A 19047-nucleotide genomic window follows, 5' to 3' on the forward strand; every position below is an offset into this window, starting at 1 on the left:
ACCGACCTGAGGAGACGGCCGTGCGACTCGGCGCGAATCTGGTGTACCAGGGAGCGGGCGAGTTGGCCCGTGCGGCGGAACTGCTCGACTACGACGTGGTGTTGGCGCCCGAGGGGTACCGCTCGGACGCGGTGAGCGTGCTCGGCCTGGCGGCCGGCGCGACCGAGCGGATCGGCCTGGTCTCGGCGGTGATGCAGATCCCGGCCCGGCCGCCGGGCACGGCCGCACTCACTGCGGCGACGCTGGACGCGCTCAGCGGCGGCCGGTTCCGGCTCGGCCTGGGGGTGTCCAATCCCGATGTGTCGCAGGGCTGGTACGGCGTGCCGTTCGACCGGCCGCTGGGCCGCACCCGCGAGTACGTGGACATCGTCCGGCGGGCGTTGGCCGGGGAGTCGGTCACGTATACGGGAGAGCACTTTCGGCTTCCCGCTCCCGGCGCCGGCGCCGACGCGCCCCTGCGGCTGACCACCGAACGGCCGCACGCCCGGCTGCCGGTGTATCTGGCGGCGGTCGGCCCGCACGCGCTGCGGCTGGCCGGAGAGATCGCCGACGGCTGGCTCGGGGTGTTCACCTCGCCCGAGTCGGTCGTGAAGGCCGTGGTCGAGCTCCGGGCGGGTCGGACCCGGGCGGGGCTCGGCATGGACGGGTTCGAGGTGCTGCCGAGCCTGCCCACGTCGGTGGCCGACGACGTGCCGACCGCGGTGGACGCGCTGCGCGAGCAGTACGTGTACCTGCTCGGCATCGGCGACCCGGCCCGGAACTTCTACTGCTCGATGGCCCGGCAACTGGGCTACGAACGCGAGGTCGCGCTGCTGCGGCGGCGGTTGGCGGCGGGCGATCGGGCCGGCGCGGCGGCCGCGCTCCCGGTGGACTTCATCGACCGCACCGCCTTGGTGGGCCCCGTGCCCCGGCTCGCCGAGCGGATGCGCGCGTACGCCGACGCGGGCGTCACCACGCTCGGCGTGATGGTCTCGGCGGCGGCCACCGACCTGGCGGGTCGGGTGCGGATCCTGCGTGCCGCGGCCCGGGCCCGCGACCTGGCGGCCGGCGCGCGCTGACGGTCGAAGCCCGGAGCGGTCACGGCGCGGGTGGGGTCACAGCATGGGGACCGTCCGGCCGAGGGTGCCGGATGGATCCACGACAGGGTCCGGGAAGCCCGTGACGTCGCCGCTCACCGCGTCGGCGGCGCGGGCCCAGCGGTAGCTCCAGGCCGGGTCGGCGAAGTCGGTCCCGGCCAGGCCGGTCTCCACCGGGCCGCTCCCGTCGGCGCGCACGCGCCAGCTCAAGGCCGGGAGGGTGAACGGCACTTCGGGCCGGAACGGCCCCGGGGCACGCAGGACCAGGCGGCCCCCGGGAAGTGGTTCGGTGTACGGAGACGCTTCGCCGAGCGCCTCGCCACCGGTCAGTGTGTGCCGCACGACCCGCGCGTGCGTGGGGATCCGAAAGCACAGGGCGATGTCGTCGATGCCGCTGCTGAGCTTGGCGGAGAAGGTGATCGGTGCGGGCACGAGGACGATCTCGAACTCCTCTCCCACTCGCGCCGTTCGGGGCGCGGTCACGTTGAAGCGCAGGGTGTAGGCGATGGTGTGGTCGTCGCCGTGCGGCTCGGTGTGGACCCGGCAGGTCAGGGCGAGCGCACGCTCGACCGTCGCGATTCGCATGCCCACGGTTCAGCCCTTCCGGACCGCGGCGGCCAGCCCGCTGGGCCGGGCCCCGGCTTCGGCGGCCAGGGCGGCGCCCCGCCCGTAGCGGCCGGCCAGGGCGGCGATGGTCGGCGCGTCCGTCACCTGCCAGCCGTGGCCGCTCAGCCACCCCGCCGGATCGTCGAGGGTGGACTTCCAGGTCGCCCCCAGGTCGTGGAGGGTGTCGGAGACCCGGGCCAGCCGGTGCCGTTTGGTGGCCGAGTCGATGTGGTCCATCGCGAACTCGCTGCCGGGCGCGGACAACCTCCCCACGGTGTCGAGGAGTTCGTCGTTGCCGGCCCGGTCCAGGTAGGGCAGCAATCCCTCGACCAGCCAGGCGGTCGGCTCCTTCGGCTCGAACCCGGCGGAGCGCAGCGTGGCGGGCCAGTCGTCCCGCAGGTCGACCGGCAACACCGTGCGCGCGCACGCGGGTGCCGCCTGTCGCTCGGCCAGCACACGCTCCTTGAAGGCGAGCAGATCCGGCAGGTCCAGCTCGAACACCCTGGTCCCGACGGGCCAGTCCAGGCGGAACGCCCTGGTGTCCAGGCCCGCGGCCAGGATCACCACCTGGCGGCAGCCGCGGTCCGCCGCGCCGCCCAGACAGTCGTCGAAGAAGCGGGTGCGCACGGCGACGTAACCCGCGAAGTCCCGCATCCCGTCCACGGCGCTCGCCCCGACCGCCTCGACGAAGGCCCGTGCGTACGGGTCGTGGAACAACCGCTCCTCGCGCTCACTCTCCGCGGCCCGCCCGGCGGCGATGCCCACCGCCGTCAGGCTGACGCCCGAAGGCAACCGCACTCCCTCGCCCGATGCGGGTGTCCTTGCCTCGTGCTCGCTCATTCGTGCTCCTTTCGTGGCGCGGATCAGGGTCGTGGGTGGGGGTGGAGGGGGGCTCGAAGCCGGCTGGAACGCGGACATCGGGGCGGCGTTCGAGGGATGCGGTAGCCGGGCTCCAGGCAGTGGTGCCAAGGTGGACGGTACGTAATCGGGTCAGCACACTCACGGAGGTTCGCGCGTGACCAGCTCTCAGGAACGCCCGGTCGGTCCCGTAGGGTTCGCCGAACCGGATGTCTCCGGGCTCGGGTCGCCTCGCCCGTTGCGGATCGGCGGCGACCTGCCCTACTTCGATACCCGGCACGAACTTCGAGACTACGTACAGGCGTTCGAGGATCTCGGCTACGACCATCTGGGCTTCGGCGAGCACGTGCTGCCGGCCCGGGCGCCGAACTGGCCGTCGAGCATGTCCCCGTGTGAGCCGTGGCACGAGGCGTTCACCCAGGCCGCGTTCGTTGCGGCGCTCACCTCGCGGATCGAGATCGCCCCCTCGGTTCTGCTCCCGCTGCGTTCCGCCGGCCTCGCGGCCAAGCAGGCGGCCGAGATCGATCTGTTCTCGGAGGGGCGGCTTCGACTCTGCGTCAGCGTGGGCTGGAACCGGGAGGAGGTACAGGCGTTCGGTGTCGACCCGAGCACTCGCGGGCAGCTCGTCGAGGAGCAGGTCGAGGTGATGCGCCTGTTGTGGACCGAGCCGTCGGTCACCCATCGAGGCAAGCTGATCCAGCTGGTCGACGTGGCCCTGAACCCGCGCCCGGAGCGGCGGGTGCCGGTGTGGATGGGCGGCGGCGACTTCGACGGCGGCGGTGTGCCCAAGCCCGTGGTCCTGGACCGGATGGCCCGGATCGCCGACGGCTACAAGATGTTCGGCCCGCTGATGCGCGACGTGCGGGCGGGGGTGGACGTCGTTCGACGGTTGCGCGAGCTCGTGGTCGCGCACGGTCGGGACGTGGACACCTTCGGCGTCGAGGCGCGGATCGCGCTCCAGCTGGTTCCGGAGGACGCGTGGGCGACGAGCCTGGAGACCTGGCGGCAGGCGGGCGCCACGCATCTCACCCTCTCCAATCGGCGGGGGGCCGGCGGCGCGGACGCCGAGATCTCCCGCCTCGCCCGCTTCCGCGAGTTGACCGAGGGGCTCTGGTAGTCGGGGCAGGTGGGCGGCACCTGTCGGGGGCGCGCCGCGCCGACGATTTCACGTCGCCGAGGGTTCGGCCCGGTTCGGGGGATCCTGCTCCGGCACCGGTCCGCCCAGATGCCGGACCAGTCGGCGGATCTGCTCGCCGTATCGTTCCCGGAACTCGGCGGATCGCGGATCGAGCCCCGCTGCCCGCCCGGCGATCTGCGGCATCACGATCGGCGCCATGATCATCCCCATCACGGCCAGCCGTAGGAAGGCCGGGTCCAGGTCGTCGGCGATCTCGCCCCGCTCGCGCGCTCGCCGCAGGCCGGCCACGTCCTCGTCGAGCGCCGCCGCCTCCTCCTCCGGAACCTCCCGGACCTCATCCGAGAGCCCCCGCCAGAGCATCAGCCTGGCCGGCCTCGGGTCGGCGAGCCCCCGCTCCAGGTAGCGGACCGCGACCTCGGCCAAGGGCGTGTCCTCCTCGGCGAAGAGCGCCTCGCTCTCGGCCCAACCGCGGTGCAGTTCGCGGTAGAGGCCGTCCTTCCCGCCGAAGTAGTAGTTGATCAACTGCTTGTTGACGCCCGCCCGTTCGGCGATCTCCTGCACCCGGGCGCCGGCCGGGCCGCGGGACGCGAACTCGTCGAGCGCGGCGTCCAGCAACAGCCGCCGGGACCGCTCCGCGTCGCGTTGCCGCTCCTCGGCTTTGGGCGCCCGCCGGGGCCGCCGGCGATCGTGGCCGTCGTCGGCCTGCGTCGCGTCGGCTCCGCGCTCGCCGGCACCGGCGCCCGCGCCGGGGTTGATCTTCTTGACTGTCATCCGGCCATCCTAACTAATCATCCATCTGTTTGACAGTGACAGCCCTATGGATGAGAAGCTGGAGACATGACTGCATACGATGACCCAGCGGACCCGCCGGCCACGTCGGAGCGCCCCGGTCTCACCCGCGAAGCGCGGCAAGCCGTGCTGGTCGTGCTGATGGGCGCGATCCTCGCCTTCCTGGATTCGACCGTCGTCAACGTCGCCCTGCGGCATCTCTCGGTGGACTTCGACGCATCCCTCGACACCGTGCAATGGGTGGTGACGAGCTACCTGCTGGCCCTGGCCGCGGTGACCCCCGTGTCCGCGTGGGCCGCCCGACGCTTCGGCCCGCGCCGGCTGTACGCGTGGGCGCTCGCGATCTTTACGGTGGCCTCGGCGTTGTGCGGGCTCGCGTCGTCGGCCGAGACGCTCATCCTCTTCCGCACGCTCCAAGGCGTGGGCGGCGGGCTGATGATGCCCGTCGGCCAGATGATCCTGGTCCGGGCGGCCGGGCCGCAGGGCCTGGCCCGGGTGATGAGCGCGATCGGCGTGCCGATGGTGCTCACCCCGGTGCTCGGCCCCACCATCGGGGGGTTGCTCCTGGATCACGCGGGCTGGGAGTGGATCTTCTGGATCAATGTGCCGGTGGGCGTCCTGGCGATGTACCTCACCGTGCGGCTGCTGCCGCGTGACGACGCGGGCGAGGCGGCCGGGCCGCTCGATGTGCCCGGACTGCTCCTGGTTTCGGTGGGCGTGGTGGGCGTCACCTACGGATTGGCCCGGGCCGGGCTGGAGGGCACGGCGGTCTCCGCCGAGGTGCTGCTGCCGTTCCTGGTGGGCCTGGCCCTGACCACCGTGTTCGTGCTGCGGTCGCTGCGGGTCGAACACCCGCTGCTGGACCTGCGGTTGTACCGGAACCGGATGTTCGGCGCGGCGTCCTTCGCGACGTTCGTCATGGGCACCGCCATTTTCGGCGGCATGATCCTGATGCCGCTGTACTTCCAGGTGGTCCGGCACGAGGACGCGTTCCATACCGGCATGCTGCTGGCTCCGCAGGGACTCGGCGCCGCGGTGGGCATGTTCCTGGCCGGGCGCCTCTTCGAGCGGATCGGCAGCCTGACCGCCGTCATCGGCGGGGTTGTCTGTGTCGCGGCCACGTTGCCGTTCGTCCTGATCTCGGCCGGGAGTTCGTACTGGCTGCTGGGGGTGGCGATGGTCGCCCGCGGGTTCGGGATCGGGATGTCCGGCATGCCCGCCATGACGGCGGCGTTCCGGGCGTTGGCCCCATCCCAGGTCAACGACGCCACCCCGCAGCTCAACATGCTGCAACGGATCGGCGGTTCGATGGGGACCGCCCTGTTCGTCGTGGTGCTCCAACAGCACCTCGACGACGCCGGCGGGCGGGCCTCCGAGCAGGCATCCGGCTTCGGTGTGACCTTCGTGTGGGTGCTGGCGGCGTCGGCGCTCGCCATCCTCCCCGCCGTGTTGATGACCGCCTTGGAGCGCGGGGCGAAGCCGTCCGACGACGCGTCGACGGACGCGGATCCGGCGCCCGACACCGATACGCACAGCCGCAGCGCCCCCGCCGTGTAGGAGACCGGCGCGAGCGCCGCGAACGGGAAAGGGAGCCGACTGCCGCGGCATGGCAGTCGGCTCCCCGTGCCCGGTGTTCGGCACCGGTTCGCCACCGGTTGTTCGGTACAGGGCGTTCGGTGCCCGCAGTTCGGTGCCCGCAGTTCGGTGCCCGCAGTTCGGTGCCGGCCGTTCGGTACCGGGCGCTCGGGTGCTCGCCGGTCAGTGCACCGATCGCCGCGGATCCTCGGCCACCGCCGCGCCCTCGCCCGACACCACGCCGGGATCGGGCCGGCCGGCGGGTACCGGCTTGCGGGCGCGACTCCACCGGCGCATGACCGGCCGCTCGACGAGCGAGTTCAGCAGCCAGGCCAACACGAGCGCGCCGCCCAGGGTGGGCAGCGCCAGGCCGGCGGCCTGCCAGGGGGTCAGGCTGTCCGCGGTGGTGATGTCCAGCTCGTACGCGACTCGGTCGATGAACAGTTCGTGCACCATGTACAGCGCGAACGAGACCTCGCCGAGCCACAACATCGTCCGGCCGCGCAGTGCGGACGGCCGCCGGTCGAGGTCGGCCCGAGCGCCGGCCCCGATCAGCAGGGCCAGCGGGAGCACGGTCACCGCGACCGTGCCGTACTGCCCGGGGATGTACAACGCCCCGAAGTACGCGCCCACCACCAGCGCCCCCGCCGGCAGCAGGCCGATCCGCGGCCACCTGCCCTGGGCGACGAGCTGCGCCAGGAACATGCCGAGGACGAACTCCAGGGCCCGGGTCACGGGGAAGAAGTACACGAACCACAGCTGGGTCACCGAATAGGGCAACCGCGCGGAGAGCGGCGTGCCCGAGTCCAGGAACACGTGGGACACCAGCGGCACGCACCACACGGCGGCCGCGACACCCGCACCCCACCACCACAACCATCGCCCGGGCACCCGCAGCACCAGCCGCAGCAGGAACGGGAACGACAGGTAGAAGAACGCCTCGCAACCCAGCGACCAGCTCACCGTGTTGACGCTGTTCAGGATGTCCAGGCGCGGGAGCCAGGTGTGCACGAGCGCGAGGTTCGGCAACACCTGACGGGTTGTCATCGTCTCGTCGAGGGACAGCGCGAGCAGGATCGCGGCGGCCGCGGTGACCAGGTGGTTCGGGTAGATCTTGCAGGCCCGGGCGCGCCAGAAGGACCGGGCACGCTCACCCGGTCGGGCCGACCAGGTCAGCACGAAACCGCTCAGGATGAAGAAGAACGACACTCCGGTGGAGCCGGCCTTGCTCCACAGGAACGACACGCCCTTGTCCGCGGATCCCCAACTGGTGGGCACGAACCGGAAGAAGGCGTGCGAGAAGAACACCATGGCGGCGGCCAGGAAGCGCATGCCGGTGAGCGAGGGCAGCGCTCTGCGGCGGCCGGCCGGATCGTCCGGGCTCATCCCGGACCCTGCGGCGGAACCCATCCCGAATCACGCAGGAACGCCTCGAAGGTGCGCAGTTCCGGATGCGCGGCCCGATGCGCGGGAATGTCCGCGGTGTAGCCGACCTCGTTGAACCACACGAAGGTCTTGGCCATCCACTCGTTCTGTCGGGCGATCTCCTCGATGGGCACCGACTCGAATCGGCTCGGCATCCCGGTGTACCGCTCGAAGGCCGCGGCGATCTCCGGTCCGGTCAGCTCCTCGCCGGCGATCTCCACGTTGCGGTCGACGAATTGCGCCGGGTCGTCGAAGGCGTCGGCGACGAACCAGCCGATGTCCTGTGACGCGATCATCTGCAGGGTGGTATCGGGCAGCAGACCGCGGCTGAGCACCAGGCCGCCGTTGCCGTCCGACACCGGCGGAAGGTCGAGGAAGTTCTCCATGTAGTAGACCGCGCGCAGGAAGGTCGTGGGCCGTCCGGAGGTGCGCATGGTCTGTTCGACCCGTAGTTTGGTCTCCCGCCAGCCGACGCCGCCGGGATTCTCCACCCCGCCGACCGAGCTGTGCACCACGTGCGCCACGCCGGCCTTGCGGACCGCCTCGGCGATCAGGGCCGCGTGCCGTTCCTCGCCGTCGAGGCCGTTGCCGTGCGTCGGCGTGAAGACGCTGAACACCCCGTACGCACCGGTCGTCGCGGCGTACACGGAGTCCGCGTCGTCGAGCGATCCCGGCACCAACTCGGCGCCCTTGGCCGCCAGTTCGCGAGCCTGCGGATGGTCCGGGTTGCGAACGAACGCGTGCACCGCCCAGCCGCGATCGAGCAGGTGTCGGGCGGCCGTACCGCCCTGCCTGCCGGTGGCTCCGATGACCAGCACCCAGCGCTCGGCGTCGTTCTCTCCGCCTGTCATGGACTGTCCCTCCCGAATCGGTCGTCCGGCGGATCACAGTCGCGGCCCCGGCTGGAATCCCGCTGGAAGCGGGCTCAAGCGGGCAAGACACGCCGGTCACGGCAGGCGCAGGACACCAGGGCGTGTCTTCGATCCCCCGTCGGGCTCCGCGACGTGCGGCACCGCACCTCGCCGCCCCGGAGAAACACCGGAACAGAACCACTATGCGGGCGCTTCTCCGGCACGCCGATGCACGGCATCCGCCCTTCGGGCTTCTCGCTGCGCTTACGCCGCAGAGCCCGACGTGGAATTGAAGACACGCCCTAGCGGGTGTCGAGTCGCGTTCGAGCCCGGGCCGAAACGCTCGGTTCCCGCAGCCGTCACGGTGAAGGGAGCCCGGCCGTCATGCCCGACAGCCAGCGCACGGAGCAGGACACGGCCATCCGCCGGTCGCTGTTCGACCGGCCCGGATCCGCCGGTCTCCGCACCACCGGACCCCGTCCCGATTGGCAGATCAGACCGGTCGGGACACTGCCGCTGGGCGACGCGAGAGTCCGTACCGGCGACGCCGGGTCGGTGGTCGAACCCCCGGAGACGACCGCCGGCGGTGCGCCGGCGTTCGGCTACGCGACCGGGCCCGGCGGCGCGGACGACCACCTGAAGTGGTGCGCCCTGGTGGCCCACACCGCCTCGTCCGGACTGCCGGGCTTCGACGCGCCCGGCGGCGGGGAACTGGTGGGCGCGGCGGAACTGGCCGTGCGCGTGTTCGGCGCGGAGCGCCATCCCTTCGGCGACGCGGTCGCCGAACCGCAGGCCGACCCGCGGCTCGGCGCCGGCGCGCTGCTCGCGCTGGACCGCGAAACCGGCCTGGTCTTCGATTTCTTCGTCAGCAATCGGCACATCCACGCGGTGTACGAGCGGCTGCCCCGGCCAGGGACCGGGTGGGCCGCGTTCACCTACCTGGTGCCGGTCGCCGAACGCACCCCCGACCTGGTCCGGCGGCTGGAAATCGGCCTCGATCGCGCCGCGGGCACGGTCCGCTGGAGCGTGGATGGCGAACAGGTGCTCTCCGTCGCACGGTTGGGGCACCTGTCGCTCCCCCGGACGCACCTGGTGATCGACCACGGTGGCACCGAGGAGTCGGCCGTGCCGAGACAACTCGCTTTCGGACTCGGCCTGTTCACCCTGTTGGATGCCGCCGGGCCGGACGGACGCGGCTTGGTCCGGCTCTCCGCCGAGCGGTATTACGATCCCGCGCGCGGAGCGCCCGAGCCGCAGCGGTTTCGCGACGAACTCGGGCTGCGCGCCAATCGGTTGTGGGGCCAGGGCGTGCGACTGACCGTGCGCCGGGTGACCGTCACGACGGGGCCGGCGCCCGGCTCGCCCTGATGCCGCGTCCACGACCGCGAGCAAGCATCCGTCATCGAGGCATGAGCAGGAGATGGGACATCCATGGAGACCGCGCACAAGACCCTACGGAGGCTGGCCAGGCCGCTGTTGGCCACCGGATTCGTCACCGGTGGCTACAGCGTGCTGCGCGACCCCGGTCCGCTGCCGGCGTTGGCCGAGCGGCACGGGGTTCCGCTGCCGCGGGTGGCAACCCGCGGTACGGCGGCGGGCATGCTCATCGGCGGGGTCGCGCTGGGTGCCGGGTTTCGGCCGTCGCTCAGCATCGGCCTGTTGGCGGTGTGCCTGGTGCCGACGACCGTGACCGTGCACGACTTCTGGCGCCAGCAGGATCCGGTGCGCCGGATCGCCCAGCGCAACGAGTTCTTCAAGAATCTCAGCCTACTCGGCGGGTTGGCGATCGCCGCGGCCGACGCGTTCGCCACCGGTGCGGCCGGCCGGGCCGCGACGCGGGCCGGTGGGGAGTAGCCATGATGCGGACGGCAGGAGAACTCGACAGTGTCACCCCTTTGCTCGCCCGCGCCCGGGACGTCGCGCGCACGGCGGCCCGGCACGCCGTCGACGCCGATCAGGAGCGGCGGTTGCGTCCCGACGTCGTGCGCGAGGTCGTCGACGCCGGCTTCGCCCGTCACTTCGTCCCCACCCGCTACGGCGGCGCCGCCGCCGGCTTCACCGAACTCCTCGACGCCGTCGCGATCGTCGGCCGAGCGTGCGCCGCCACCGCCTGGGTGGCCTCGCTCGGCGCCACCGTGGCCCGGATGGCGGTCCACCTGCCCGAAGAGGGGCAGCGTGAACTGTGGGCGGACGGCCCCGACACCTTGCTGGTCGGGGCGTTGATGCCGGTCGGCCGGGCCGAGAAGGTGCCCGGCGGGTGGCGGTTGTCCGGGAAGTGGTCGTACATCAGTGCGGTGGACTTCTCCCAGTGGGCACTACTGTGCGCGATGGCTCCGGCGGACGGGCACAACGGCGACGGATCCCCCCAGGCTCGATACTTCGCGGTTCCCCGCGCCACATACACCGTGCTGGACACCTGGTTCTCGGTGGGGATGCGCGGGACCGGCAGCAACACGCTCGTGCTGGACGGGGCGTACGTGCCCGAACACCTCTCGTTCGCGCGCGCACAGGTCCTCGACGGCGCCGGCTCCACCTCGCCGGCGACCTGCCATCGGGTGCCGCTGCGGGCGGTCAACGGCTTGTCGTTCGTGACCCCCGTCCTGGGGGCGGCGCGCGGAATGCTCAGCGAGTGGACCCGGTGGAACGCGGCCAAGGCCGCTACGGGCACCGGCGGTTCGGCCGCGGACGACGTCGCCTTCCGGGACGTGCTCGCCCGGACCGCGGGCGAGGTGGACGCGGCGGAGCTGTTGCTGCGCCGCGCCGCCGCCGTGGCCGACGAGGGTGTTTTCACCGACCTGTTGACGGCACGCGGCGCGCGGGACTGCTCGTTGGCGTCCGAGACCCTGTTGACCGCCGTCAACCGCATGTTCCGCGCGATGGGGACCTCCGGTCAGACCTCGGGCAGCCCCTTCGAGCGCCACTGGCGGGACGTCAACTCGGCGACCAGTCACATCGTGCTGCGTTTCGACACCGCCGCGGAGTCCTACGCGCGGCAGGTACTGGCCGGCGGCTGAGCCGCCCGACGTACCCGGCCGCTTTGCCGCAGCCGGGCACGCGCGAGGCCCGCCGGGTTTTTGCCCGGCGGGCCTCTTTCGTGCGTTCGTGTCCGGACTCAGCGCGGCACCGTCCCGGGCAAGCCGGCCGCCAGGGCCAGCGTGGCCCGGCTGTTGTCCCCGAGCGCCCTGCGGATGTAGGTCCGCGCGTCGGCGAGCGTGGCGTCGGCACCGAGCACCGCGGGCACCGCCTCGGGGTCGATCACGACGGTGTGCCGGGCCGAGGCCACCGCCCCGGTGCCGGCGTCGTCGAACGTCCACAGACCGCTGTGGCCGAGCAGCAGCTTCGGGGGCGTCCGCTGCTTGTACGCGATCCACCCGGGCCGCGAACACACCCGGATCGACCGGGTGGTGTGCGCGGACCCGTCGGCGGTGACGGTGTCCATCTCCAGTTCCTGGATGCCGGGGACGGTCTCGGTCAACTCGATCCTGGCCACGTGCGGCAGACGCTCGGCCCACAGGTCCGCGCGGTTCACGAATTCGTACGCTTCCTCGGCCGGGCAGGCCAGCGCGATCGTGTCGCTGAAGGTGAGGACCAGCCCCCCGGTCGCCGGACCGACTTCGGCGATCCGGGCGAGGGCGCCCAGTTCGGCCGCGCTGTTGCGGTCGAGCGCCCGGGACACCTCGGCCGCCGCGGTCGGGTCGTGATCGACGATGGTGAAGCGGTGCCGCAGCACCACCTCGGTATGCCTGTCCGGCAACTCGCGCAGCAGCCAACCGCCGCTCATCGAGGCGACCGGCGGACTGCCGTGCTCCTGCCGAAAGGCGACGTAGCGCCGCTCGGGGTCCAGGGAGCGCCGCGAAGTCCATTGCGCCACGCGGCCATTCACATCCGCCCAGATCTCGAAGCGCTCGGCGCGCGGGTTGTGGTCGAGGTGTCGTACATGGACGCACGGGCCGAAGACGGCCGGCCACGACGCGGCGTTCGCGATCAGGTCGTAGACGACGCTCGCGGGCGCCGCGACGACGAGCGAGTGTTCCGCGCGATGTATTCGAGGTGTTGTCGGGGATGCCGTCCGCGGTGACTTGCGCACCGAATTCACGGGGCTCGTGCCCTCCCGTCCGCTCATGACTGCCGGCCGGCCGCCGGCACCCCGTTGACGAGGTCGAGCAGCGCTCGCGGGGTCCTGAGGTCGACCAGCGCGTCGTCGGGGATCTCCACGCCGTGGAGCTGCTTGATCCTGGCAGCGCACTCGATCAGCGCGAGCGAGTCGTAGGCCAACTCCTCGAAGGAGCGGTCGAGCACGTCGCCGTCGAGGTTGACCGCTTCGTCTTCACCCGCACAGGCCACGAGGATCTCGCGGAGTGCGTCGATGTCCATCACTGCTGCCATGGTGTGCCGTGCCTCCTGCTGTTGCCGATGGGTGGGTGGTCGGTGAGGGGTGCGTCTCGAAGAACCGGGGGTCCGGGTGGCCCCGTGAGGGATCTCAGAAGTCCGGATGGGTCAGTACGACGGCCGAGTTGAAACCGCGCCGGCCGCGCGCGAGGACCAGCGCCGAGCGCACCTGTGCCACACGCGGCTCGTCCAGGACGAGGTCCAGGCCGTAGTCCTCGGGCACGTGCCTGGTGTGCGCGGTGTGCGGCACGAGTCCGTCCCGCATGGACAGCAGCGCGGCGACAAGATCCACCGGACCGCCCCCGGCGGCCATCCGGCCGGTGAGCGACTTCGGCGCGGTGACCGGTACGCCGTAGGCGCCGAACAGGCCTCGAAGGGCCTCGGCCTCGACCCGGTCGAGGTCCGCGCCCCCGGCGCCGTCGGCGAACACCACGTCGATGTCCGAGGCGGCCAATCCGGCGTCGGCCAGCGCGAGTTCGGCGGCCCGGCGCAGCCCGGCGGGCCGATCCGAGCCCGGCTTGGGGTCGAAGGTCGAAGCGTAGCCGGCGACGCTGCCGTACACCTGCCGCGCACCGCGCTCGCGCGCCGAGTCGGCGTCCTCGATCACCAGCAACGCGCCGCCCTCGCCGGGCACATGGCCGGCGGCGTCCCGGTCGAAGGGCAGATAGGCGCGCGCCGGGTCGGCAACCGTGCTGACCCGACCGCCCGCCAGTTGGGCGGCCCAGCCCCACGGGTCGAACGCCGAGTCGACGCCGCCGCCGAGCACCAGCTTGGTGCCCAGGCGCACGGTCCGACGGGCGTGCCCGATCGCGTCCAGGCCGCCCGCCTGTTCGGCCACCAGGGCGGCGCCGGGGCCGCGCATCTTGTGTCGGATCGAGATCTGGCCGGTGTTGACGGCGTAGAACCAGGCGAAGGACTCGTAGACGCTGACGTACTCGGGGCCCTGGCTCCAGAGCTTGTGGAACTCCCGGTGGGTGAAGTCGAAGCCGCCCTGGGCACTGGAGACCACCACGCCCATGTCGTAGTCGGCCAGGGTGTCCGGGCCCACCTCGGCGTCCGCCAGGGCCCACTCGGCCACGGCCAGCGCATATCGCGTGGACACGTCGGTCTGCGGAAGCAACCGGCCGGAGAGGTGTTCCGCCGCGTCGAAGTCCCGGATCTGGCCCGCGAAGCGGGCCGGATACCCGGAGGCGTCGAAGCGGTCCAAGGGGCCGATGCCGGCGCGGCCGGCGACGACGGACCGCCAGAAGTCCTCCGTACCGAGCCCGATGGGCGCGGCCACCGACATGCCGGTGATCACCGTCCCGGTCATCCGGTGCGCACCTCCGCCTCGTGCAGGACCATCGCGGTCTGGAAGCCGCCGAACCCGCTGCCCACCGACAGCACGGTGTCCACCCGCTGCTCCCGGGCGGTCAACGGCACGTAGTCGAGGTCGCATTCGGGGTCGGGCGTGTGCAGGTTCGCCGTGGGGGGCACGACGCCGTGCCTGATCGCCAGCGCGCAGGCGGCGATCTCGATGGAGCCGATCGCGCCGAGCGAGTGCCCGACCATCGACTTGATCGAGCTGACCGGGACCCGGTACGCGTGCTCACCGAGGCTGCGCTTGTAGGCGGCTGTCTCGTGCCGGTCGTTCTGTTTGGTGCCGGAGCCGTGCGCGTTGACGTAGTCCACGGCGGTAGGGTCCAGCCGGGCCTCGTCGAGGGCGACCCGGATCGCCTCGGCCATCTCGCGGCCATCCGTCTTGAGTCCGGTCATGTGGTAGGCGTTGCAGCGGGAGGCGTAGCCGCCGACCTCCGCGTAGATCGGTGCCCGGCGGGCCCGTGCCGCCTCGTACTCCTCCAGGACGAACATGGCGGCGCCCTCGGCGATCACGAAGCCGTTGCGGGATCCGTCGAAGGGCCGGGAGGCCCCGGCCGGGTCGTCGTCGCGCGGGGTGGTCGCCTTGATGGCGTCGAAGCACGCGACGACGATCGGCGTGATGGGAGTGTCGGTGGCCCCGGCGACGGCCGCGTCGACGGTGCCCTCACGGATGAGTCGGACCGCGTGCCCGACCGCGTCCAGGCCGGAGGTGCAGCCGTCGGACACCATCGTGACCGGCCCCTCCGCCCCGACCGCCCAGGCGACTTCGGCGGGCATCGCCCCGGGGCTGAGGTAGTCGAACATGTACGGGGACAGGTGGTCGTGGTCGACCAGCCACTCCCGCCCGCTGTCCGACATCACGAGGTATTCGCGTTCGAGGCTGGTCGCCGAGGCGACCGCGGAGCCCAGCACGACCGCGACACGCTCCGGCGGCAGTGTTTCCCGGGGCAGGCCGCTGTCGGCGAGCGCGTCCCGGGCGCAGGCGACGGCGAACTGCGTGGCCCGGTCCATCCGCCGGATCTCGCGCGGGCCGAAGCCCTCGGCACGCGCGTCGAAGTCGACCTCGCCGGCCACGCGTGAGCGAAAGGGCGACGCGTCGAAGAACGAGATTCCGCGCGTGGCCGTTCGGCCGTTGGTCAACAGCTCCCAGAAGTCCTTGGTGCCGTTTCCGCCCGGGGCGCGCACCCCGATGCCGGTGATCACTACGCGCCGTTTTCCCACGGTGATTCCCTTCGCCTGTGCCAAGCCCGGGCGTGACCGGTGTTCCCGGCCGAGCCGGTCCCCGGGACCGTCAACAGAGTCGACGTGCCGGCTCGACCAGCTCTGGAGCCACGCTCGGGTCGGGCTCGCCCCGGCCGCGCCGGATTCGGATGGGGGCGCGGGCGCGGGTACCGCGCAGGGGCGGTGGTGATCTCAAGCTGATCGACGGCGGCGGCGACACCGGTGGGCCCGGCCCTTGGGGATCGCTGTTGCTGATCGCGGTCTACGCGGGAATCGCGTTGATCGCCGGCGGCGTGCGGTTGAAGACCCGCGACGTGTGACCGGCGCAGGGCGGGGTCGTCGCGTCCGGTGGGGTTCCCGTCGGGGTCGATCGGGACCAGGAGTGCCCATCGCCGAGCCCGGCGTGCGGAGTTCCCGCGGGACCGCAACGGGCGGCGGTAGGCGGCGAGGCATGGTCCGACGGGGTGGTTGTGGATGCCCGCTGAGCCATCCGCGGCCGGGTCTCCCCCTTCGGGGGGGTTGTGTCGGGGTTGTCGTCGGTGAAGGCGGGCACGCCGACCTGTGTGTTCGGCGCCCCGCCCGGCGCGGGCACCGCCGCCTCGGCCCGAGCCGAGGTCTCGACCGTCGACTCGCGGCCGTAGCCCTACTCGTCGTCGCGTTTCGAGCCGTCGCCCCGGTCGTCGTCTCGGGCCGTGGAACGCGCGGAGGCGGGCTTCTTCAGCGCCGTACCCCGCGTCCGGGACGACTACGTCACGAGGGGGTCCCAGGTGCCCGGGACGATCGGCCGCGTCGGACGGCCGACCGCAGCGGTGACACCCCGGCGACGGGGGGGGACGCCGGACCGGCGTCGGGCCCGGGAGCCGGCCCGTTCCCGGGTGACGCGAACGGCGTCCGGCCCGTGGGGTCGGGTCCCGTTCGCGGGTTTCGCCGCGGTCTCGACCGTCTACCCCGCGGTCGTAGCCGTCATCGCCGGCGCATTGCACGCGGTATTCCCGGTCGCGGTCGTCGTGGGTGGGGCGCCTTGCCCGGGTCCGTGCCGGCGGTGGGCGGGCGATGCCCTCGTGGCCGGACCTGCGAGGCGCCGAGGCGTTCCGCGTCGGGACGGCTACTCGTCGTCCTCGAAGTAGTAGTCCTCCATGGTGTCGGCGAAGCTGCCGAGGGCCAGGGACGCGATGAAGGCTTGGGCGAGGACCTTCTCGTCGGCGGCCCGCGTGGCCTTGTCGCCGTCGGTCTCGGGCAGACGGAGGTGGTGGCGCAGGGCGAGTTCCCCGTCGACGACGACGGCCGCGGGCCTGGTCCAGTCCTCGCCGAGGAACGCGAGGAACCCGGAAAGGTCCGCGTCGTCGACGGGGCCGATGAAGGACGTGACGGCGATCCGGCTCGTGTCCTTGCCGTCGTACTCGAAGTGCAGCTTCTGGCGGCGCTTCTTCGTGGTGCCGTCCTTGAGCGTGACGGTCTGCTCGAAGGCGGCCACCGCCGTCTTGTCGTGCGCTCCCAGCCCTCCTCGGACGTTCTCGGTGCCGAGCGTCTCATTGAGAAGCGTGACGAAGTAGTGCCACGGCGACATCGGTAACCCTGCCTCTCGAGTACGGGTGTGTCGTGTACTCAACTGGCGTGGAGGGCGGCTGGTCACGGCGAGGGGGCGGATCGGTGGCCGGCGGCGCGGGTCGACGCGTCGGCGGGCCGGCCCTCGCCTCGAACGGGTGGTGTTCGTTCGTGGGCCGCCCCGCAACGCACGTAGGCGACGGCGACGTCGGCGAGTTCGTCGGGGGTGGCCGGTGACGGGTGCGCGGCGGCGAGGTGTTCGGCGAGTTCGTGGTAGCCCTCGGCGGCCACCGCTGCTGGACGTCGTCGCCGCCGTCCGCGCGGTGGTGTCGCCGTCGTTCGCGGTCGCGGTCGCGGTGAAGCTCAACTCCGCCGACTTCCAGCGCGGCGGTTTCGGCGTCGACGACGCCCGCCGGGTGATCGCGATGCTCGAACCGCTCGACGTGGACCCGGTCGAACTGTCCGGCGGCAGCTACGAGAGCCCGGCGATGACCGGCCGCCCCGCGGACACTCGCACCCGGTCCCGCGAGGCCTACTTCCTGGACCTGGCCAGGGACCTGGTCACGACCAGTCCCCTCCCGCTGATGCTGACCGGCGGCATCACCCGACGCGACACCGCCGACCCGGTCCTCGACAGCGGGGTCGCCCTGATCGGGATGGGCACCGCCCTGGCCGTCACCCCGGACCTGCCCGAACGCCGGCGCAACGGCCGCGAGGCCGACCGGCAGCTGCGCCCGGTGACCTGGACCGACAAGGCCCTCGCCTCGGCCGCGAGCATGGCGCAGGTCCGCCACCGGATGCGCCGCATCGCCCGCGGCGGCGCCCCTCGGCCCGGAACCCACCCGGCGCGCGCCCTGCTCTGCGAGCAACGCCTGCAGCGGCGGGCACTGCGCCACTACCGCGCCCGGCTGCCCACCGCCGAAACCTCACGCCGCCTGGACCACGACGAGTAGCGGCCGATCGCCCACGGCCGCACATGGGCGGATGACGATCAGGGGTATCCGTGCCGGGTGCACGCGGACGGCGGCACCGTCCGACCCCGAACGTGAGGGAGAACGACATGACCAAGGTCCTCATCGTGGTGTCCGCGGCGGATCGCTGGACCCTTCGGAACGGCGTCGTGCACCCCTCCGGCTTCTGGGGCGAGGAACTGGCGATGCCGCACAAGATCTTCACCGAGGCCGGTTGGGAGACCACGATCGCCACCCCCGGCGGGAAGCCGCCCACACTCGACCGGCTCAGCATGTCCTGGACCGCCGGCCGACCGTCCAGACTGCGCGAGGTCGCCCGCTACCTGGACAGCATCAAGACCCAGACGGCCGCGCCCCGGTCGCTGGACGACGTCGACCCGGACGCGTTCGACGTGGTGTTCTACCCCGGCGGCCACGGACCGATGGAAGACCTCGCGGTCGACCCGGTCTCCGGCGCACTGCTCACCCGCGTACTGGCCTCCGGCAAACCCCTCGCGCTCCTGTGCCACGCACCCGCCGCCGCCTTCGCGGCACACGACGCCGACGGATCGTGGCCGTTCACCGGATACCGGATGACCGGCCTGTCCAACGTCGAGGAGAGGTTCAACAGCTTCGGCCGCAAGGCCCGATGGTTGCTGGAGGACCGCCTGCGCGACAGCGGCGCCCACTACACCAAGTCCCGCGTACCGCTGCGCCCGTTCGTCGTCGTCGACCGCAACCTCTACACCGGCCAGAACCCGGCCTCGTCCGAACCACTCGCCAAGCGGCTCGTCGCCGACGTGGGCTGACCCGACCGACCGGCCTGGACCGAGCGTTCGGCCGTCGCGGGGACCGCTGTCTCCGCCCGCCCGTGTATGCGCCCGGTCGGCGTCGCTGCGGCGGCCGACGTGTTCCTCGACTCGCTCACCAACCCGAACCGGGAACGCTGACGCCGGAGAGCTGGGCGACTTCCTCGCGGCGCAGGCCGGGGACACGGCGGGTGCCGGAGAACGGGGAGGGGGTGAGGCCAGCCTGCTCGGGGGTGACGCGAGCCCGGCGGGTGGTGAGGAACTCGCGGATCTCGGTGCGGCGGTCCATGCCTTCGACACTACGGCTGGGCCGCTTACGGGGGCGCGGTGTGGGGGTCCTTGTCAGGGTCTGCCTGAGTGCCCCGCCGGGTGCGGGGCACTGGTTGTCTGGGGGGCATGGCCGGCCGTCCCCTCTCGGGATGCCCCCCGATGCCCGCCACTGTCCCCGGCACCGGC

The 19047-nt window shown here is 72.3% G+C and carries 19 protein-coding genes and 2 pseudogenes; 9 read left to right on the forward strand and 12 right to left on the reverse strand.

The window, feature by feature from the left end; translation table 11 throughout:
* The first annotated feature begins 20 nt into the window (after positions 1–20).
* Positions 21–1058 carry an LLM class flavin-dependent oxidoreductase gene (locus ABZ374_RS04000; protein WP_360305843.1) on the forward strand — a complete coding sequence of 346 codons (1038 nt, stop codon included), beginning with the start codon at positions 21–23 and terminating at the stop codon, positions 1056–1058.
* Between the two features lie 36 nt (positions 1059–1094).
* Here ABZ374_RS04000 and ABZ374_RS04005 read toward each other — a convergent pair whose 3' ends face one another.
* Together ABZ374_RS04005 and ABZ374_RS04010 are read right to left on the reverse strand one after the other, a co-directional pair.
* Positions 1095–1661, reverse strand: a complete 567-nt coding sequence (locus tag ABZ374_RS04005) for a hypothetical protein (protein WP_360305845.1) — start codon at positions 1659–1661, stop codon at positions 1095–1097.
* Positions 1662–1670: 9 nt separating this feature from the next.
* Complete coding sequence (locus tag ABZ374_RS04010) at positions 1671–2522, reverse strand: SAM-dependent methyltransferase (protein WP_360305847.1); 852 nt, start codon at positions 2520–2522, stop codon at positions 1671–1673.
* A gap of 175 nt (positions 2523–2697) precedes the next feature.
* Here ABZ374_RS04010 and ABZ374_RS04015 point away from each other — a divergent pair, with 175 nt between their 5' ends.
* The gene (locus tag ABZ374_RS04015) at positions 2698–3657 is read left to right on the forward strand and encodes a TIGR03619 family F420-dependent LLM class oxidoreductase (protein WP_360305849.1); all 960 of its coding nucleotides are present in this window, start codon (positions 2698–2700) and stop codon (positions 3655–3657) included.
* A 48-nt stretch (positions 3658–3705) separates the two neighbouring features.
* Here ABZ374_RS04015 and ABZ374_RS04020 read toward each other — a convergent pair whose 3' ends face one another.
* Positions 3706–4449 (reverse strand): TetR family transcriptional regulator, encoded by a 744-nt coding sequence (locus tag ABZ374_RS04020; protein ID WP_360305851.1) that lies wholly within the window; start codon positions 4447–4449, stop codon positions 3706–3708.
* A gap of 66 nt (positions 4450–4515) precedes the next feature.
* On the opposite strand from ABZ374_RS04020, the gene ABZ374_RS04025 reads away from it, so the two are divergent.
* Positions 4516–6024, forward strand: coding sequence for an MDR family MFS transporter (locus tag ABZ374_RS04025; RefSeq protein ID WP_360305853.1), 1509 nt, complete (start codon positions 4516–4518; stop codon positions 6022–6024).
* Between the two features lie 201 nt (positions 6025–6225).
* On the opposite strand, the gene ABZ374_RS04030 is transcribed toward ABZ374_RS04025, so the two are convergent.
* Both ABZ374_RS04030 and ABZ374_RS04035 read right to left on the reverse strand, forming a co-directional pair.
* Entirely contained in the window at positions 6226–7428 is a 1203-nt protein-coding gene (locus ABZ374_RS04030; protein WP_360305855.1) for an acyltransferase, read from the reverse strand.
* Complete coding sequence (locus ABZ374_RS04035; protein WP_360305857.1) at positions 7425–8318, reverse strand: NmrA/HSCARG family protein; 894 nt, start codon at positions 8316–8318, stop codon at positions 7425–7427. The genes ABZ374_RS04030 and ABZ374_RS04035 overlap by 4 nt, the downstream gene beginning before the upstream one ends.
* A 384-nt stretch (positions 8319–8702) precedes the next feature.
* On the opposite strand from ABZ374_RS04035, the gene ABZ374_RS04040 reads away from it, so the two are divergent.
* The 3 genes from ABZ374_RS04040 (at position 8703) to ABZ374_RS04050 (ending at position 11332) form a co-directional block, all read left to right on the forward strand.
* A complete protein-coding gene (locus ABZ374_RS04040) occupies positions 8703–9686 on the forward strand; it encodes a DUF6081 family protein (RefSeq protein ID WP_360305859.1) in 984 nt (327 codons plus the stop codon).
* A gap of 63 nt (positions 9687–9749) precedes the next feature.
* Positions 9750–10172 carry a DoxX family protein gene (locus ABZ374_RS04045; RefSeq protein WP_360305861.1) on the forward strand — a complete coding sequence of 141 codons (423 nt, stop codon included), beginning with the start codon at positions 9750–9752 and terminating at the stop codon, positions 10170–10172.
* Between the two features lie 2 nt (positions 10173–10174).
* Entirely contained in the window at positions 10175–11332 is a 1158-nt protein-coding gene (locus tag ABZ374_RS04050) for an acyl-CoA dehydrogenase family protein (RefSeq protein WP_360305863.1), read from the forward strand.
* Between the two features lie 98 nt (positions 11333–11430).
* On the opposite strand, the gene ABZ374_RS04055 is transcribed toward ABZ374_RS04050, so the two are convergent.
* The 4 genes from ABZ374_RS04055 to ABZ374_RS04070 form a co-directional block, all read right to left on the reverse strand.
* Entirely contained in the window at positions 11431–12405 is a 975-nt protein-coding gene (locus ABZ374_RS04055; protein WP_360305865.1) for an aromatase/cyclase, read from the reverse strand.
* Positions 12406–12437: 32 nt separating this feature from the next.
* Positions 12438–12704, reverse strand: coding sequence for an acyl carrier protein (locus ABZ374_RS04060; RefSeq protein ID WP_360305867.1), 267 nt, complete (start codon positions 12702–12704; stop codon positions 12438–12440).
* Positions 12705–12798: 94 nt separating this feature from the next.
* Entirely contained in the window at positions 12799–14019 is a 1221-nt protein-coding gene (locus ABZ374_RS04065) for a ketosynthase chain-length factor (RefSeq protein WP_360305869.1), read from the reverse strand.
* Positions 14016–15287: a beta-ketoacyl-[acyl-carrier-protein] synthase family protein gene (locus ABZ374_RS04070; protein WP_360305871.1), complete on the reverse strand. Its 1272-nt coding sequence runs from the start codon at positions 15285–15287 to the stop codon at positions 14016–14018. The genes ABZ374_RS04065 and ABZ374_RS04070 overlap by 4 nt, the downstream gene beginning before the upstream one ends.
* Before the next feature lie 149 nt (positions 15288–15436).
* On the opposite strand from ABZ374_RS04070, the gene ABZ374_RS04075 reads away from it, so the two are divergent.
* Positions 15437–15607 (forward strand): hypothetical protein, encoded by a 171-nt coding sequence (locus ABZ374_RS04075; protein WP_360305873.1) that lies wholly within the window; start codon positions 15437–15439, stop codon positions 15605–15607.
* A gap of 785 nt (positions 15608–16392) precedes the next feature.
* Here the strand turns inward: ABZ374_RS04075 and ABZ374_RS04080 are convergent.
* Together ABZ374_RS04080 and ABZ374_RS04085 are read right to left on the reverse strand one after the other, a co-directional pair.
* On the reverse strand, positions 16393–16854 hold the full coding sequence (locus tag ABZ374_RS04080; RefSeq protein ID WP_360305875.1) for a hypothetical protein: 462 nt from the start codon (positions 16852–16854) through the stop codon (positions 16393–16395).
* Positions 16855–17018: 164 nt separating this feature from the next.
* Positions 17019–17126, reverse strand: a pseudogene (locus tag ABZ374_RS04085) (TetR family transcriptional regulator); the annotation flags it as partial.
* 29 nt (positions 17127–17155) lie between these two features.
* On the opposite strand from ABZ374_RS04085, the gene ABZ374_RS04090 reads away from it, so the two are divergent.
* The gene (locus ABZ374_RS04090) at positions 17156–17785 is read left to right on the forward strand and encodes a hypothetical protein (protein ID WP_360305877.1); all 630 of its coding nucleotides are present in this window, start codon (positions 17156–17158) and stop codon (positions 17783–17785) included.
* Between the two features lie 107 nt (positions 17786–17892).
* Complete coding sequence (locus tag ABZ374_RS04095; protein ID WP_360305879.1) at positions 17893–18591, forward strand: type 1 glutamine amidotransferase domain-containing protein; 699 nt, start codon at positions 17893–17895, stop codon at positions 18589–18591.
* Positions 18592–18724: 133 nt separating this feature from the next.
* Here ABZ374_RS04095 and ABZ374_RS04100 read toward each other — a convergent pair.
* Positions 18725–18880 (reverse strand): annotated as a pseudogene (locus tag ABZ374_RS04100) (transcriptional regulator); the annotation flags it as partial.
* Between the last annotated feature and the right edge of the window lie 167 nt (positions 18881–19047).

Source organism: Embleya sp. NPDC005971 (genome assembly GCF_040629175.1).
GTDB lineage: Bacteria > Actinomycetota > Actinomycetes > Streptomycetales > Streptomycetaceae > Embleya.